Raw genomic sequence first — 16,051 nt, 5'->3', positions numbered from 1 at the left:
CGAACGCAGCATCTTCTCGACCTGGGGGCGGCGGCCGGACGAACCGGCCGCCGGTGACCTTCCTCAGTTGGCGCCGACGGCCGCCGGGTTGTCGAGGCTGTCGGAGCCCTCGACCGAGATCGTCAGGCCGAGCGCGGAGACCAGCCCCTCGACGGCGCGGGTCTGGGCGACCAGGGCGGTGACGATGTCCTCGATGATCTGGTTGCCCTCGGCATTGTCGGGCCCGATCATCTGGTCGTAAGCCATCTTGCCGCTGTCGGCGGTCTCCTTCATCACCGTCATCCTGGCGGTGGTATCGGCCATCGCCTGCTCGACGCGGGTGGCCGCCTCCGGCGCCTTCGCCGCGGCATAGGCGGCGAGGCCCGGACCCTCGAGCGTCGTTCCGTCGACGCGGGTGTAGGTGCCGGTGTAGAGCGCCACCATGCCGACCTGGTCATAGTAGTGCGAGTTGTGGGTGTTGTCGGAGAAGCAGTCGTGCTCCTCCTCCGGGTCGTGCAGGATCAGGCCGAGCTTGATGCGCTCGCCGGCGAGCTCGCCATAGGAGAGCGAGCCGATGCCGGTGAGGATGGTGGCGAGACCGCCCTCGGGACCCTTGGCGATCACGTCCTTGCGGGCCGCGCCATCCGGCCCCCACTGCTGCGCCATGTCCTCGAGGTCGTCGACGAGCAGCTGGGTGGCGACGACGAGATAGGCGCGGCGGCGCTCACAGTTGCCGCCGGTGCAGTTGGCGACGTCATAGTCGGTGGCGGGCCGGTTGCCGGCACCCGGACCCGTACCGTTGAGGTCCTGGCCCCACAGCAGGAACTCGATGGCGTGGTAGCCCATCGAGACATTCGCCTCGACCTCCTGGGCCTCCTGCAGGCCGGTGATGAGATCGGCGCTGATCGTCGTGGCGTCGATCTCGTCCGGGCCGACACGCAGCTTGGTCGAGCCGATGACGTTCAGCGCGTAGAGCGGATTCTCCTCGGAAACCTCGCCATAGGTCGCGCCGTCGACATAGTCGATCAGGCCCTCGTCGAGGGGCCAGGCGTTGACCTTGCCCTCCCACTCGTCGACGAGCGCGTTGCCGAAACGCAGGCCCTCGCTCTGCTGGTAGGGCACGCGGGCGGCGATCCAGGCGGTGCGGGCGGCGGCGAGCGTCGCGTCGGACGGTGCGTCGAGGAGGTCACCGATCGCCATCTGCAAAGTCTTGGCGGTGGTGAGGCTGTCCTCGTACATCGCCTGCGCGACGTCGGCGTAGTGGGTCACGACGGCTTCCGGCGCCGGGGCGTCGGCGGCCGAGGCGGAGGCGACCGCCGCGACGGTCAGGGCAACGGCGGCAGCCGTCGCCGCAAGGAGGGGAAGTCGGCGCATGGGTGAGCTCCATCGTGCCGCACACGGCGACTGCCGAGGCGGAGCATTCGCGGGCGGCACGTCCGGGCCGCACCGCTCCCGTTGTGCAACCGTCGCGGCTCAGGTGGCCGCGACGGTCAGTCCATGATCAGGAAGACGTGATCAGGAGGACGGGCCGTCGTCGTAGCCGACCTTGTCGACGATCTCGCTCGCTTCCTTGCGGTCGGCGGCGATGGTGGCGAGCGGCAGCGGATCGGGCTTCAGCTCACCCCAGGAGGCGACGATCTCGTTCACCTCGAGGCCCGGCTTCACCGGGTACTCGAAGTTGATGTTGGCGTAGATCTCCTGCGCCTCGTCGGAGGAGAGGAATTCGATCAGCTTCACCGCGTTGTCGCGGTTCGGCGCGTTCTTGGCGAGCGAGGCGCCGGAGATGTTGACGTGGGTGCCGCGGCCCTCGGCGTTCGGGAACAGGACCTTGATCGCCTGCGCCCACTCCTTCTGCTCCGGCTCCTTCTCGTTCGTCGCCATCAGGCCGACATAGTAGGTGTTGCCGAGGGCGAGGTCGCACTCGCCGGCGAGGATCGCCTTCGCCTGGTCGCGGTCGCCGCCGGCCGGCTTCACGGCGAGATTCTCCTTGATGCCCTTGATCGTCTCCTCGGCCTTGTCGGCGCCGTCGTTGGCGATCAGCGAGGCGAACAGGCCGATGTTGTAGACGTGCTGACCGGAGCGGGTGCAGATCTTGCCCTTCCACTTCGGGTCGGCGAGCTCCTCGTAGGTGATGGTGTCCTGGGCGACGCGGTCCTTGGAGGCGTAGACGACGCGGGCGCGCATCGTCAGGCCGATCCAGTGGCCGTCGGGGTCGCGGTACTGCGCCGGCACGTTCTCGGTGATCACCGCGCTCTCGACCGGCTGGGTGATGCCGAGCTGCTTGGCACCGTCGAGGCGGCCGATGTCGACCGAGAGGATGACGTCGGCGGGCGAGTTGGCGCCCTCGGCGGCGATGCGCTCCTCGAGACCCGAGCTCGCCGAGACGACGTTCGTCTTGATGCCGGTCTCCTCGGTGAACTTGTCGAGCAGCGGCTTGATCAGGTCCGGCTGGCGGTAGCTGTAGATGTTGACCTCGCCGTCGGCGGCGGCCGGCAGCGCGCCGAGGGAGAGCGCGAACGCCGCGGCGGCACTGGCGAGGAGGGCGTGATCGAACGTCTTCCGCATGGCTGGACCTTTCCCGTTGTTCCGACGTCGTGGCCGCATCCCGCTCTCACCCTCCGGCGGTTCGCGGCGCGAGCCATGACCTGAAGCGCAAGAAGCGGGAGCACCGACACGACCCGCGTCGATTGACTGTATCGGAAAAGAAACGAAGTGGGCCCGCGCTGTCAATCGACGATTTCGTCACAGAGAGAGATCGGAATGGTTTCACATGCGAGTTGAACAAGGAAGAATTCCGAACTCCAGCTCCCGCTCCAATCTTGAATTAAAATGATTCAAAACAGGGAAGTGATATTTTAGTTATTCTAATTCGTGTGACGGCAGCGCCAGCACGGGCGACCGTCGCTGATGCTGCGGGGAAGACACGGGCGGCACGCCGCCCCACATACCGCGGCCAGCTTCCGCTGGCGCGGGTCCACGTCCCTCCCCGCCCCGTCAGGGAACGATGCGGACGTCGGCTTCGGTGTGGAAGACGCCGGTCTGGCCGAAATCCTCCGAATACTTCTGCTTGATCTCGGAGATCTTGGCAGCGTTGGCCTCGTCATCGGGATGGACGACGATCAACACCTTGGTCAGTTCGGCGAGCACGGCGTCGGCACCGGGATTGCTGCCCTGGCCATAGGCGGTCACGACCGTCAGCCCCTGGGGAAAGCGCGGAGTCACCACCTCGGCGAGGAACCGCGCCCATTCCTGCTCGCTGACGCCGCGGCCGTCGGCGCTCTTCAGGCCGAAATAGAGCGTCGTCTGCACCGCAGCGATCTCGCCCATCCCGTCCTGTGCCCGCGCCGGCAGCGTCGCGCCGGCGGCGCACACCGCCAGCGAGAACAGGCAGGCGGCGGCGAAACGATGCATCGGACGGGCTTTCATCACGGTCGCTCTCCCCATTCCGCGAGGGGCCACGGCCCACCCCGCGTTTGCTTGACTTCCCCGAGCCTCGCCCCTTATATCCGCGCCACCCGCGCATCGCGCACCGGGCGGTTAGCTCAGCGGTAGAGCACTGCTTTCACACGGCAGGGGTCACTGGTTCAATCCCAGTACCGCCCACCATTCTTCCGCCGCGGCTTCAGGTCGGGCGCTTCTCTCCGTCAGCTTCCCTCGCTGTCGCGTTCCCCGCCGTTCGGGGACGGTCTAGATGCTGCCCTCGACCAGATCCGTCCAGTGGATGGTCCGGTTGCGACCGGCCTCCTTGGCGGCATAGAGGGCGCGATCGGCCGCGGCGATCAGGTCGGAGGGCGAGATCGAACCGAGGCAGTCGAAGGTGGCGATTCCGACGGTGATGGTCGTGCCGCCGAGTTCCGGGAAGACGGTGGCCTCGACGTCCGTGCGGGCGGCCTCCGCCACGGCCCTCGCGCCTTTTGCGTCGGTCTCCGGCAACAGCAGAGCGAATTCGTCGCCTCCGACGCGCGCGACGAGGTCCCCCGGCCGGCGGGCAGCGGCGAGCAACCGCTTGGCCACGACCTGCAGGACCATGTCGCCATAGGCGTGACCATGGCGGTCGTTGACCGTCTTGAAGCGGTCGATATCGACGACGAGCACGGATACCGGCCGGCGATTGCGCGACGCCCGCCGCATCTCGGTGATGATGACGCGCTCGAACCGGCGGCGATTGGCAAGGTTGGTCAGGGGATCGGTTTCCGACAGCAGCCAGAGGTTCTGCTCTGTCGCGTTGCGGCGGGCGATTTCCCGGCGCAGCAGCACGGCAATGCCGAACATGACGGAGCAGACGACGGCGGTGATCGCGAGGCTCACCACGGCCTGCCGCCGCCAGCCGAAGCCGAGCACGCCGTAACCGTGGCCGACTCCGACGGCGAGGATCATCGGCACGTCGGGGAGGCTGCGGAAGGCATAGAGACGTGTGACGCCGTCGATCGCGATCGCGCCCTGATAGGGAGCCCGCGGCGCGCCGAGATAGGGAAGTGCATCCGGAGAGCCGCGCGTGGTCCGACCGGTGTTCCCGTTGCCGTCGATGGATGGCAGGCGAAAGACGACCGTCTCCCCGCCCCACAGCAGCCAGACGACGCCATCCGAGCCGAGATCGAGGTCGGCGAGCGACTGCTCGAAGGACTCGACGAGGATTTCCGCCATGACGACGGAGCGCACACCGTCCCGGTCGGCGACGGCGCGCGCCACTGGCAGCACCTGCCGGTTCGAGAACAGGCCGATCCCCGGCGGCCCGACGACGAGCCGGCCCGGCTCTCGCACCGCGTCGAGGAACCAGACCGACGTGGCGAAATCCACCGCTGGCTGGACGACGGTCTCGCCGTGCGCCCCAACCAGATGGAGAGGGCGGCCGCCGCCATCGAGAATGACGACGGCGCCGAGCCCGCCGTCCTCGCGAGCCAGGGCGGAGAGGACGGCATAGTGGGCGGCGGTCAGTCGCGGCGGCCCGTCGAGGGGCAGCACCGCGAGCACACCGCGCAGGAAGGCGTCGGCGGACGCGATGTGCGCCTCGGAGTCATGACTGGCGAGGCTCGCGAGGTTCTCGACCGTCCGCGTGGCCGCCCGTTCGGCGGCATCGCGCGCGAGCAGGATGTTCCAGCCGATCAGGGCGAAGACGGCGACGCACAGAAGCGCAACGGCGGCGATGATGAAGGTTCCGCCGATGAGTTGGGCCCGCAGCCGCCCCCGCACGCCGCCGGGGCCCGGCGCAACAGCCCCGCCTCGGGCCGCTCGTGCCACGACCTCCAACCCTGAAGGACCATCCGCCAACACCAGCCCCGCCGGTCCGCGGCCTTCGACCCCGCCATCCGACGGTCGCCGCACGGCACCGGTCCGGCGGACCGAATCGCCGCCGAACCGTGCGAGGCGAAAGCTAGCGCGGCAGCGAACCGCCGCGCTTGAGGCGGATCAATCTCCGCCGTCGTTTCACGCGCCGTCAGCCCTCAGGCCACCGGCGCCTGGTCGTGACGAGCCTCCCCCCGCGTCTTCCACAGCGAGAACAGCACGCCGGCGGCGAGGATCACGAATGTGACGGCGAGCGACCATTCCGCCGGGAACTTGCCCCAGCCGAGCAGGTCGGCGACGAAGATCTTCGAGCCGATGAAGATCAGCAGCACCGCCAGCGCCTGCTTCAGATAGGCGAAGCGGTGCATCACCGCCGCCAGCGCGAAATAGAGCGCGCGAAGGCCGAGGATGGCGAAGATGTTGGAGGTGTAGACGATGTAGGGGTCGGTGGTGATGGCGAAGATCGCCGGCACCGAGTCGACGGCGAAGACGACGTCGGCGATCTCGATCAGCACCAGCGCCATGAACAGCGGCGTCATGAACTGCACCATCTTGCCGGTGCGCGGGTGCGGCTGCTTCACGAAGAAGCGATCGCCGTGCAGTTCGTCGGTGACGTTGAAGCGCCGCTTCATCCACAACAGCAGCGGGTTCTTGGCGAGGTCGGTCTCGTGGTCACCCCACCACAGCATCTTGACGCCGGTGAACACCAGGAACGCCGCGAAGATGTAGAGGACCCAGGCGTATTCGGCGACCAGCGTCGCGCCGAGGCCGATCATGATCGCGCGCAGCACGATGACGCCGAGGATGCCCCAGAACAGCACGCGGTGCTGGTACTTTCGCGGGATGGCGAAGAAGCCGAAGATCATCGCGATGACGAAGATGTTGTCCATCGCGAGGCTCTTCTCGACAACGAAGCCGGTGACGTATTCGACCGCTGATTGCGAGCCGAGCTGCCACCAGACGAAGCCGCCGAACGCCAGTCCGAGTGTGATGTAGAAGGCGGAGAGCGCGATGCTCTCGCCGACCTCGATCTCCTTGTTGCCCTTGTGGAAGACGCCGAGGTCGAGGACGAGCAGCGCCAGCACCAGCGCCATGAAGCCGAGCCACATCCACAGTGGCTTGTCGAGAAACAGATAAAACAAAAAGTCCACGTGCGACCTCCCTCTCGAGAACAGCGGCTCGAGGGGGCGCACGTGGCGTGCGTTCCGGACCCCGTCATCGAGCTCACCCGATGCGGTCCGACATCACGATCAGCGATCGTCAGAGGGGCCCGGCCCGCGTGGCGGGAGGTGGGACATCCGGCCTCGCAAAGCAAGGGACCCAGCCAGCGCGAGAGGATGCGTCAGGCCGTCGCAGGCACGCGCCGCAGACTGGCGCCGGCGTCGATGCCGAAACCCTGCGGCCTGTGTCGCGTGTCACAGCACGGTCGCACAGCCCGGCGATAAGGTTCCTGTCATTGCTCCCAAGGCAATTGCGGTGTCGTGTAGCCCGCCTCGGTCCGCCGGGGCGGGCTTTTTCCTGGCCTGTCGCTCCAGTCCGGCGGAAGCTGCGGCAAACGAAGCTGGCCGGCGGTCGTCAGCGCGACGGCTCCTCCCAGGCGACGACGCGTCGATAGAGCCGCCAGGTCGCGTGGCCGAGCACCGGCAGGACGACGATCAGCCCGAGGAAGAGCGGCAGCAGGGCGGCGACGGTCAGCACCATCACCACCGCGGCGAAGCCGAGCATCGGCACGGGATTGAGCGTCACCGCCCTGACGCTGGTGATCATCGCGGTGATGAAGTCGACGTCGCGGTCGAGCAGCAGCGGGAAGGACACGACGGTCAGCGAATAGAGGACGACCGCCAGGATCGCGCCGACGATATGGCCGACGGCGAGGAAGACCCAGCCTTCCGGCGTGGTGAGGATGACGGAGACGAACTCCTGGGCGGTGGTGAACGAGCGCAGGCCGAGGAAGAGCGCCATCAGGAGCCGCACCTGGTACATCCAGACGATGAAGACGAAGATCGTCACGAAGGCCATCCAGCCGAGCTCGCGCCCGCCCTGCCGGCCGATGCAGGCGAGAATGGCGGCAAAGCTCAGCGGTTCGCCGATCTCGCGCCGCCGGCTCACCTCGTAGAGCCCGGTCGCGACGAAGGGGCCGATCAGAGCGAACCCGGCGGCGAGCGGATAGACGAGATAGCCCATGCCGCCGCGGGTGGCGGTCGTGAGAATCAGCAACCCGCCGGCCGCGTAGATCGCGCCGAAGAAGAGCCCATAGAGCGGCGCCGCCTGGAAGTCCCGCATCCCCTCCGCTAGGGCGTCGACGACGTCCGAGATGGTGATCTTGCGCAGGATCGGCTGCGGCGGCCTCGCGGCTTCGCTCCGCGCGGGCGTGGCGTCGGTCATGGCGGGCCCCTCGTTTTGCGAAGCCTCACCCACCCGCGCCGACGGCGCCTTGACCTGCATCAAGCGCCGGCGGGCGCGAACGCACCCGCGGGCCGTCGCGTCGACATCTGCGCAGAAGCCGACGGCCGACGGCGAGCGTCGCCTCGACGGCCAGCAGCATCAGAGGAGTTTCACAGATGGGGAATGGTGGGCGGTACAGGGATTGAACCTGTGACCTCTGCCGTGTCAAGGCAGCGCTCTCCCGCTGAGCTAACCGCCCGGGACGCGGGCGTTGCTATAGCCGCGTTGCCGGAGCCGCGCAAGAAGATTGGCGCGGCAATCGCGGGGGTCCGTTGCCCGCCGTCGCGCGGACGCCTAGAAGGCAGCGATGAGCCAGCGTCCACCCCAGCATCGCCGCCCGCCCGGCAAGGGCCGCCCGCCGCACGCGCGCGCCGAGGCGCCCTACGCCCTCTACGGGCTGCACACCGTCGCGGCGGCGCTCGCCAACCCGCGGCGCGTCAAGCACCGCCTGCTCGCCACCCGCAACGCCCTCGCCCGGCTCGGCGAGCGGGCGGACGTTGGTCCACTGCCGCTCGAGGCGGAGATCGTCGAGCCGCGCGTGCTCGACCGCATGGTCGGGACGGACGCCGTCCATCAGGGTGTGGTGCTCCTGGCCGACCCGCTCGACGATGTTTCCCTCGACGACCTCGCCGGGGCCCGGCTGATCGTCGCCCTCGACCAGGTGACCGACCCGCACAATGTCGGCGCCATCCTGCGCTCGGCGGTGGCGCTCGGCGCCGGCGGCCTCTTGACGACGACCCGCCACGCCCCGACGGAGGGCGGCGTTCTCGCCAAGGCGGCGTCCGGCGCGGTCGACCTCCTGCCGATCGCCGCGGAAACGAATCTCTCCCGCGCGCTGGCGGCACTGCGTGAACACGGCTTCACGACGATCGGTCTCGACAGCGAGGCCGGCCACGACCTCGACGACGTGCCGATCGGCGACCGTGTCGTGCTGGTGCTGGGAGCGGAAGGGAAAGGCGTGCGGCCGGGCGTGCGGGGCGGCCTCGACGCGATGGCGCGGCTCACCGTGCCGGGGGCGATCGCGTCGCTCAATGTCTCGAACGCAGCGGCGATCGCACTCTATGCGATCGGCCGGCGGCTGCGCATCGGCGCGTCGGGTTGACCGACGGCAAGCACTGCCACGCCTGGCGACGCGGGAGCGATCGCCCCGCGCCGCCGGAGATGTCTCAGCGGCAGAACACCAGGCGGCCGCTGTAGGTGCGGTAGTAGCCGGTCCGCGGGTTGAACGAGCGGAACCGCTTCGAGCACGAGCGCACCCACGCCCGCGTCCACGGCCGGCGAACCTTGACGACGCCGCGCGGGGCAACCACCACCGCACGCGGCCCCACGACGACCGGAGCGCCGACGATCACCGGCGCGCCGTAGCCGTAGTAGCCGCCGTAGTAGCCGGGCCAGTAGCCGCCACCCCAGCCGCCGTAGCCCCAGCCGCGGCCCCAGCCACCGCCGTACCAGCGGCCGCCGCGGTAGTAGTGATTGTGATGCCGGCCGCCACCGTGCCAGCGCGGCCCGCCGCGATAGGGCCCGCCGACCGGTGCCACCCGCTTGCCGCGCGACTGCACGGTCTCGACGGGAAGCCCGCCGCTCGCCGCCACGGTCTTGCCGCCGCCGATGTTGGCGATCGGCGCAGCCGCCACCGGCGCCGCGAGCAGGACCAGGCCGGCCGCCAAAGCGAAGAGGGTCTTCATGATGCTGTACTCCGCAACACGCCCGCCCGGCGGCGAGGGGTGCGCCCCGCGCGAAAGCTGACGCAATGTTGGCACCCCCAAGCTGAATGCCGCCTGAATGGCCGGGCACCGATGGCCAGCCGATTCGATTGCCTGCCGCCGCCGAAGGCACCCGGTGCCGGCCGTAGCGGCGACCGCGGAGGGCGCGGCCGGAGCAGGCGCGCCGCAGCCGCGCGAGCGGACCGGATCGTCGTCGAGACCCTCGTGCGCGGCCGATCGAGCCGTGCTATGGGAGCCGCGCCCGCGAGGCAGGGCGGCCGGGTTAGCACAGCGGTAGTGCAGCGGTTTTGTAAACCGAAGGTCGGGGGTTCGATCCCCTCACCCGGCACCATTGCGGAGCAAACTCTCTATAAATCTCAATGCCTTATTGGCATTGGTCGACGATTGGTCCACCCATCGGCCCACCCCCGGCTGTCAGGTCGGGAAGCGCGTGCGTACGACACCCATTCTGCGAACAGGGCGACACGGCACCATCGCGCAGGCCTTGAGCACCTATCGCGCGCTCCTCGCTTTCCCGTCGGGGACCGTACGCCGTGTGCGGCCCGCTGCATCGACCCTGCAACATCGATGGCAATGCGGGCGTGGCCGGGCGCGACCCGATCCGTTGTTACGGCCCCGCACCGAGGCGACGTGCGTAGATTATCGCTTCCTCGAGCCGCGCCCGAGACGTCGCGGCGAGACGACCCACGCCGAGCAGGCGGGCCAGCGCAAGCGCTGGATCGGGGTCGCTGTCGAGCGAGGGGGTGGACAGAACGAGCCCTGCGAGTTCGGGCAGCGGAATCTCCGTCACCGACCGTCTGAACGCCTCGTCCGTGACGGCGCGGTGCGGAATGACTGGCGCGACGGTACCGTTCAGCCAGACGAAGTCACCGACGCTCTCGCTGGTGCGCTCGTAAGCAAGCGTATGCGGCTCGAGACGCTCGCGGATCCTGCTGCCCGTCCGCAGCCAGCCGTGCGCCCGCGCGACGCGCTGCGCGAGCAGATCGTCGCGAACCGGCGCCTCGGCCTCCAGGATCACCTGCACCATGCGCTGCAGCGTTGGCTGATAGTCGGCGTCGTGAAACCGCTCAGGGTCCGCCGGGATCTGCGAGATGTCCGCGACGCGATACGGCGCGCCGGCCCCGACGACCACCGGCGCGGCGGGATGGGAGGCGTTGACCTCGATCATTCGTTCGGCGGCGGCGTTGCGGACGAGAACGGGGGCTGCCTCCCACACTGGAGCGGGCGGCTCGGCTGCCAGGAGGATGGGCGCGTCGTCCTGTCGGTAATCGCCGCCGGTGTCGTCCGCCGGCTCGTCGGAGGAGGCTGGAAGGTCGGCCACTTGCCCCGGGTCGACCTCGTCACCCAGGTCCCAGTGCTGGGTCTCGGCCGGGGCAGCGTCGGCCGCCGCCTGTCGGCTGTCCTGGAGGAGGGTCGTCAACGCCTCGTGCAGACGCGCGGTCGCTCCACGGGCGTCGAACCACCAGTCGGTCGACCAGACACGCAGGATGTTCCAGCCGAGGCCCCGGAGCACCTGCTCCCGCACCTTGTCGCGGTCCCGCGCCGTCGCCGCGCTGTGGTAGGTCGCCCCGTCGCATTCGACACCCGCCAGGAACGCACCCGCACGGTCGGGGTGGCGGATGCCGATGTCGATGCGGAACCCCGACATGCCGACCTGCGGCACGGTTTGCCAGCCGAGGCGCGTCAAGGCTTCCGCCACGGCCTCCTCGAACGGCGAATCGTAATCTCCGACCGACCCTTCCGCCTGGCCAGCGAGGGCGACCGCTCCGCGGGCGGCGAAGTCCAGGAAGGTCTTGAGGTGCAGGACGCCGAGCGCCTTCGTCCGCTCGGCGACGACGTCGTCGGCCCGGAAGCCAGAGAAAATGACCAGTTCCTGGCGCGCGCGGGTCACCGCCACGTTGAGGCGGCGCTCGCCGCCGTCGCGGTTGAGGGCGCCGAAGTCCATCGACCGCTTGCCGGCGGCATCCCTGGAAAAGGTGATCGAGAACAGGATGACGTCCCGCTCGTCGCCCTGGACGTTCTCGAGGTTCCTGACGATCGTCGGCTCGACCCGATCATCGCTGAAGAACCACTCCAGCTCCGGCTCATGGCGGCGGGCCTCGTCGAGGAGGTCGTGAATGAGGCTCTGCTGCTGGGCGTTGAAGGTGACGATGCCGAGCGTCGGGCGAACGGCCTCGGGCAACGCCAGCCAGTGCCGCATCCTGCGGACGCCGTCATCGACCAGGGCCTGCGCCTCGGTCCGGTTCGTCCGGCTCTTGCCGCGGTCATAGACGCCGTCGACGTGGACGAGCCTCACGGCACGGTCGGTCACGGTCGGCGCAGGGAAGGTAATCAGGCGGTTCTGGTAGTAGTGCGCGTTCGAGAAGGCGATCAGCGACTCGCTGCGACTGCGGTAGTGCCAGCGCAGGTCGCGGACGGGGATGCCGGCCGCCTTCGCCTCGTCGAGGATGCTCTCGAGGTCGCGCTCGTGGTCGGCGACATCCTCCTCGTCCTCGTTGCGGCCGAAGAAGTTCGTCGGCGGCAGCTGCTTCGGGTCGCCGACGATGATCGTCTGGCGCCCGCGGGCGATCGCTCCGACGGCGTCCCAGGTGGTGATCTGCGATGCCTCGTCGAAGATCACCACATCGAAGAGTGACTGCGACGCCGGAAAGTACTGCGCGATCGAGAGCGGCGACATCAGCATGCAGGGCGCGAGCTTGGCGAAGCTCTGCGGCAGTGCGCCGATCATCTCGCGGATCGAGCGGCTCGGCCTCTGGAGCTCCATCTGATGGCGCAGGAGTCCGAGCTCCGAATTGCGCGGCACGCTCTGCACCGCCGGAAGTCCGTGGGCGATCGCACTCACCACCCGCGCCGTGGCCTTCGCGCGCACGAGATCGTCGATCTCGCGGAACTCCTCGATGGCGTGCTCGTGCTGGAAACGGCGGAAGTCCCGCAGGGTCCCATCGGCGTCGATCGTCGGCGGCAGCCACCAGCGCGCATAGGCGAGCTCGAAGGCGGCCCGTGTCTCGCCGGGCGCCACGGCGCCGCTCTCGAGATCCGCGATGAGCGGTGCAAGACCCTGTTCCTCGGCGCGCCTGCGAACCCCGCACCAGCTCGTCCAGTCGCGCAGCAGCCCGGCCGAAGCGGCGATCTGCTCCGTCACCGTCGTGAGGTCCTGCAGCAGGGTCTCGCTGTCGAGCGAGCCGGGATCTCCGCACCCGGCGACCTCCGCGAACCGCGCCATGGCCGCGAGAAAGCCGGCATGCGCCTCCCGGTAATCGCTCGCCCCGAGACGAAGCGCATCATCGGCTTCGCCCGGCATCAGGGCCGGCGAGATCGCCCTGGCGACCGTCGCGATCGCCTCGGCCGTTCGACCGAGGCCGTGCACACCGTCGCGCAGACGGCTCGCGTCGGCGAGGTGTCGGTCGAGGGCGGCGACGTCCGAGTCGAGCCCGGCGAAGGCGACCGGCTTGCCGGCAAGACCGCTGGTGTCGGCCGCCCGCCGGAGCGTCTGTAGCCGGGCAAGGATGGGCAGGTCGTTCTGCGGGTCCGGCCGCCCGGCGCTCGCGTAGCTCTCCAGGAGTTTGCGGACGCGGCGACGTCCGAACCAGCTCATCGGCCAGATCGAAGCGCCGGCCTCGCGCCAGCCCCGCGCGAGCTCATCCGTCGGGATACCGTCGATGGCGTCTCGCGCGAACGAGGCCGACAGGTCCGCTTCCGCCTTTCGGTAGGCGGCGATGGCGGTCTCCAGCTCGGCAAGCAGACCCCGCAGGCGCGGGAAGTCGGGATCCAGGCTGACCCGCCGATCGCGACCCGCGGTCTCGCACAGGGCCCCGGCGAGCGCCGCGAAACGATCGAGGTCGGCGCGCGATCCATCTTCCCGACCTTGCAGCCCGAACTGACGCGACAGGGCGGCAAGGGCCTTGCGCAGGCGGGTGATCGACCGGGCGAGTTCGGCAGCGGACGCCAGCAGGGCTTCCTGCCAGGCGGACGACCATTCGGGCCGGTCGACCCAGGCGAGCACCGGCTCGCGCCGAACGGATTGATAGACACGACCGAGCTCGGCGGCGAGTTCCGTCAACCGCAGGCGGTCCGTCACGTCGTGGTAGTCGCGGTGCGGCCAGGAGAGCGCGGGGGCGTGGCGCTCGCGACCCCGCAGCGCCACGCCGAGGGCGACATAGGGTGTCAGCCCGTTCGCACCCTGGCGATGCAGCGCCTCGACGTAGGCGTTGAGCGCGTCGCGCCGGACCTTGAGCCGATCGTTGACCGCAATCCAATCTGCCATCGACGCGCTGCGCCCCTTCTCCCAGGAGCTGCGCAGCTGCGTCAGGAAGGACTTGCGGTCCGCCTTGTTGGAGTGGAGCTCGAGACAATGGTCGCCGAGCCCGTGGGCGCGCAGGCGCCGGTGCACGACGTTGAGAGCGGCCGTCTTCTCCGCCACGAACAGGACGGTCTTCCCGGCAGCGAGGCAGTTGGCGATCATGTTTGCGATCGTCTGGCTCTTCCCCGTGCCCGGCGGCCCGACGATGACGAAGTCGCGCCCCTCGGCCGCCGCCATGCTGGCGGCGATCTGGGAGGAATCGGCGGGGAGCACCGACACGATGTCGGCCGGTGCGTATCGGCGGTCGAGGTCGCGCTCGTCCGTCGGGATGCCGCCGTCGCCGGAGAACGCCTGTTCCGGCGTATCGATCAGGTGACGGACCACACGGTTCTGCCGAAGCGCGTCCGTCCGCTCGACGAGATCCTTCCACATCAGGTACTTGGCGAAGGAGAAGGTCGACAGTGCGACGGCGTCGACGACCTCCATGCCCGGCACGTCCCGGACCGCCCGCCGCATGCTGGCGAGCAGGCGCGGCACGTCGATGCCGTTGTCGTCTTGGGGCAGATCGCCGGCGAACTCGGGCAACGTGAGCTCGAACTCCCGCTCGAGGAACTGCAGCAGCGTGGCGTTGAAGCGGGGCTCGTCCTCGTGGAAGCGGAGCGAGAACTGTGAACTGGCGCTCCGGCGCTCGAGTTTGACAGGCACCAGCAGCAGCGGCGCGCGATAGCCACGTTCGTCCAGCGGCTTGCGCTTCCAGCGCAGGAATCCGACCGCGAGGAACAGCGTGTTCGTGCCGCCCTCGGCGAAGTCGTTGCGGACCTGCCTGTAGAGCTCGATCAGCCGCGCCTCGAGGGCTCGCTTGTCGAGAGGCGAGGCGAGCTCGTCGCGGGCAAGCGCGTCGGCCGCGTAGCCGCGCTGGAGGTCTTCGCCACGCGCCTCGCGATAGAGGGCGGCGTCGCGTTCGCCGAGAGGGTTCTGTTCGGGCAGCGAGATCAGGCGCATCGCGGCGCCCTGCGAAAGCCGGTCCTCCAGCCTGGCGACGTCCGGGCACAGGAAAGGGATAGTCTTCTTCGAGTCGGCAAAGTTCAGCAGGCGGTTGCGCAGGGTGAGGTCGAGAAGCTTCTTCTGCCAACGGTCGATGCGGCCGGCGGCGGTCGTCGGCTTGACCTCCACCTCCTCCGCGGGCTGCTCGGGCAGGTCGACGTCGTCGAGCAACGGCAGCGGAGGCGCGATGGCGCCTGGATGGTCGGTGTTTTCCACGCGCTCATGCGACGCGAGCGGCCGGATGCCGCCACTCCGTGAGCGCGCGATGTCGATCGCCGCCACGAAGCCTGCCGCCTGGTCCTCCTCCAGCCGCGGCAGCAGCGCGCCGCGGGCGTGCTGGAACGGCATCGCCGGCCGATGCGTGACGCCGGTCGTCTCGAAGACCACGAGTTCATGGCTGGCGATGGCCTTGCGGACTTCCCCGAGGTCGGTCGTCACCGCATTTGGCAGGGTCTTCTTGACGAGCCAGGCTCCGACGGCGGCGTGGTCCCTGAAGAGGAGCACTACCGCGTGCAGGCCGCATCCCTCGAGCGCCGCGGCGAACAGCAGGGCGGTATCGAGGCACGTGGCGAGACGGTCCTGTGCGATGGTGGATGGCCGCCGCACCTTCTGGCCGCGCTGCTCGAAGCTCGCCGGCGGCTCCGCATAGAAGACGTTGAGGCCGACGACAGCCGAATAGACTGCCGAGGCCAGGAGCAGGGCGCGCTTGGGGTCGGCCGTCTGATAGCCGTCGAGACCAGCCTGTTGACCGTGCGCCGCCAGCGCTTCCGCGGCCGCCAGGAGGACCTTGGCGACGGCCGGGTCGTTCGGCAGCACGAAGGCCGGCAGCAACTGCGCCATGTCGGCGACGCCGCCCCATTCGTCGCGGGCCAGCAGGCGCACCGGCATCCGTTCTTCGAGGAGCAGCTCGTCGCCTGCGCCGCGCAACTGGAACGTGACGACGCCACTTTCGGCCTCGTCCAGTCCGGAGAGGTATTCGGCGTCGAGATCGATGCGGCGGTCGGCCAACGTCAGCACGTCGCCGGGGACGAGGCGGTCGATGGTCCAGACCTTGGGCCGAAGGAAAGCCGGCGCCGACGTCATCGTGAGCCGGCAGCTCTCGAAGTGTGAGCGCGTGGCGTTCTCGATCGCGATCGAGCGGATCACCGGGATGGCGTTCTGGAAGGAGGCGTAGGTGAAGCTGCCGGCAACCGCCGCGACGAGCCTCACGCACTCCGGTATCCCGGCCGCCCCCGTGGGCGCCTCAGCGCTAGTCTCCGTCAAAGCCCACCCCCCG

General features: G+C 69.2%; 9 protein-coding genes and 3 tRNA genes. 3 read left to right on the top strand and 9 right to left on the bottom strand.

All coding sequences use genetic code 11. The features are described 5' to 3' along the window. Window positions 1-63: 63 nt before the first annotated feature. The 3 genes from RUR49_RS07910 to RUR49_RS07900 form a co-directional block, all read right to left on the bottom strand. Window positions 64-1,353: an imelysin family protein gene (locus tag RUR49_RS07910; protein WP_409145823.1), complete on the bottom strand. Its 1,290-nt coding sequence runs from the start codon at window positions 1,351-1,353 to the stop codon at window positions 64-66. A 141-nt stretch (window positions 1,354-1,494) separates the two neighbouring features. Then, window positions 1,495-2,544: a Fe(3+) ABC transporter substrate-binding protein gene (locus tag RUR49_RS07905; RefSeq protein WP_409145822.1), complete on the bottom strand. Its 1,050-nt coding sequence runs from the start codon at window positions 2,542-2,544 to the stop codon at window positions 1,495-1,497. Between the two features lie 429 nt (window positions 2,545-2,973). Continuing rightward, window positions 2,974-3,405, bottom strand: coding sequence for a DUF3574 domain-containing protein (locus RUR49_RS07900; RefSeq protein WP_409145821.1), 432 nt, complete (start codon window positions 3,403-3,405; stop codon window positions 2,974-2,976). A 105-nt stretch (window positions 3,406-3,510) separates the two neighbouring features. Between RUR49_RS07900 and RUR49_RS07895 the strand changes: the two genes are divergently transcribed. After that, window positions 3,511-3,585, top strand: a tRNA-Val gene (locus tag RUR49_RS07895). Between the two features lie 81 nt (window positions 3,586-3,666). Here the strand turns inward: RUR49_RS07895 and RUR49_RS07890 are convergent. The 4 genes from RUR49_RS07890 to RUR49_RS07875 all read right to left on the bottom strand — a co-directional run bounded on the left by RUR49_RS07890 (window position 3,667) and on the right by RUR49_RS07875 (window position 7,906). Next, window positions 3,667-5,169, bottom strand: coding sequence for a diguanylate cyclase domain-containing protein (locus tag RUR49_RS07890; RefSeq protein WP_409145820.1), 1,503 nt, complete (start codon window positions 5,167-5,169; stop codon window positions 3,667-3,669). Between the two features lie 251 nt (window positions 5,170-5,420). Then, a complete protein-coding gene (locus RUR49_RS07885; RefSeq protein WP_409146351.1) occupies window positions 5,421-6,371 on the bottom strand; it encodes a TerC family protein in 951 nt (316 codons plus the stop codon). Between the two features lie 466 nt (window positions 6,372-6,837). Further along, complete coding sequence (locus RUR49_RS07880) at window positions 6,838-7,647, bottom strand: DUF2189 domain-containing protein (RefSeq protein ID WP_409145819.1); 810 nt, start codon at window positions 7,645-7,647, stop codon at window positions 6,838-6,840. Window positions 7,648-7,831: 184 nt separating this feature from the next. Then, a tRNA-Val gene (locus RUR49_RS07875) sits at window positions 7,832-7,906 on the bottom strand. A gap of 108 nt (window positions 7,907-8,014) precedes the next feature. On the opposite strand from RUR49_RS07875, the gene RUR49_RS07870 reads away from it, so the two are divergent. Next, complete coding sequence (locus RUR49_RS07870; RefSeq protein ID WP_409145818.1) at window positions 8,015-8,809, top strand: TrmH family RNA methyltransferase; 795 nt, start codon at window positions 8,015-8,017, stop codon at window positions 8,807-8,809. A gap of 64 nt (window positions 8,810-8,873) precedes the next feature. Here the strand turns inward: RUR49_RS07870 and RUR49_RS07865 are convergent, their stop codons facing one another. Continuing rightward, window positions 8,874-9,392, bottom strand: coding sequence for a BA14K family protein (locus RUR49_RS07865; protein ID WP_409145817.1), 519 nt, complete (start codon window positions 9,390-9,392; stop codon window positions 8,874-8,876). A 295-nt stretch (window positions 9,393-9,687) separates the two neighbouring features. Between RUR49_RS07865 and RUR49_RS07860 the strand changes: the two genes are divergently transcribed. Further along, a tRNA-Thr gene (locus tag RUR49_RS07860) sits at window positions 9,688-9,762 on the top strand. A gap of 276 nt (window positions 9,763-10,038) precedes the next feature. Here RUR49_RS07860 and RUR49_RS07855 read toward each other — a convergent pair. Then, entirely contained in the window at window positions 10,039-15,984 is a 5,946-nt protein-coding gene (locus tag RUR49_RS07855) for a DUF3320 domain-containing protein (RefSeq protein WP_409145816.1), read from the bottom strand. Window positions 15,985-16,051: the final 67 nt, after the last annotated feature.

The sequence above is a fragment of the Pseudoxanthobacter sp. M-2 genome (genome assembly GCF_046156265.1).
Lineage (GTDB): Bacteria > Pseudomonadota > Alphaproteobacteria > Rhizobiales > Segnochrobactraceae > CAMDHY01.
This window is presented reverse-complemented; position numbering and strand designations above follow the sequence as displayed.

Bases quoted from the DNA above. Each gene is read 5' to 3' on its own strand.
- RUR49_RS07885 (WP_409146351.1), bottom strand. From the start codon at position 6,371: ATGTGGCTCGGCTTCATGGCGCTGGTGCTGGCGCTGCTCGTCCTCGAC.
- RUR49_RS07865 (WP_409145817.1), bottom strand. From the start codon at position 9,392: ATGAAGACCCTCTTCGCTTTGGCGGCCGGCCTGGTCCTGCTCGCGGCG.
- RUR49_RS07910 (WP_409145823.1), bottom strand. From the start codon at position 1,353: ATGCGCCGACTTCCCCTCCTTGCGGCGACGGCTGCCGCCGTTGCCCTG.
- RUR49_RS07880 (WP_409145819.1), bottom strand. From the start codon at position 7,647: ATGACCGACGCCACGCCCGCGCGGAGCGAAGCCGCGAGGCCGCCGCAG.
- RUR49_RS07900 (WP_409145821.1), bottom strand. From the start codon at position 3,405: ATGAAAGCCCGTCCGATGCATCGTTTCGCCGCCGCCTGCCTGTTCTCG.
- RUR49_RS07870 (WP_409145818.1), top strand. From the start codon at position 8,015: ATGAGCCAGCGTCCACCCCAGCATCGCCGCCCGCCCGGCAAGGGCCGC.
- RUR49_RS07905 (WP_409145822.1), bottom strand. From the start codon at position 2,544: ATGCGGAAGACGTTCGATCACGCCCTCCTCGCCAGTGCCGCCGCGGCG.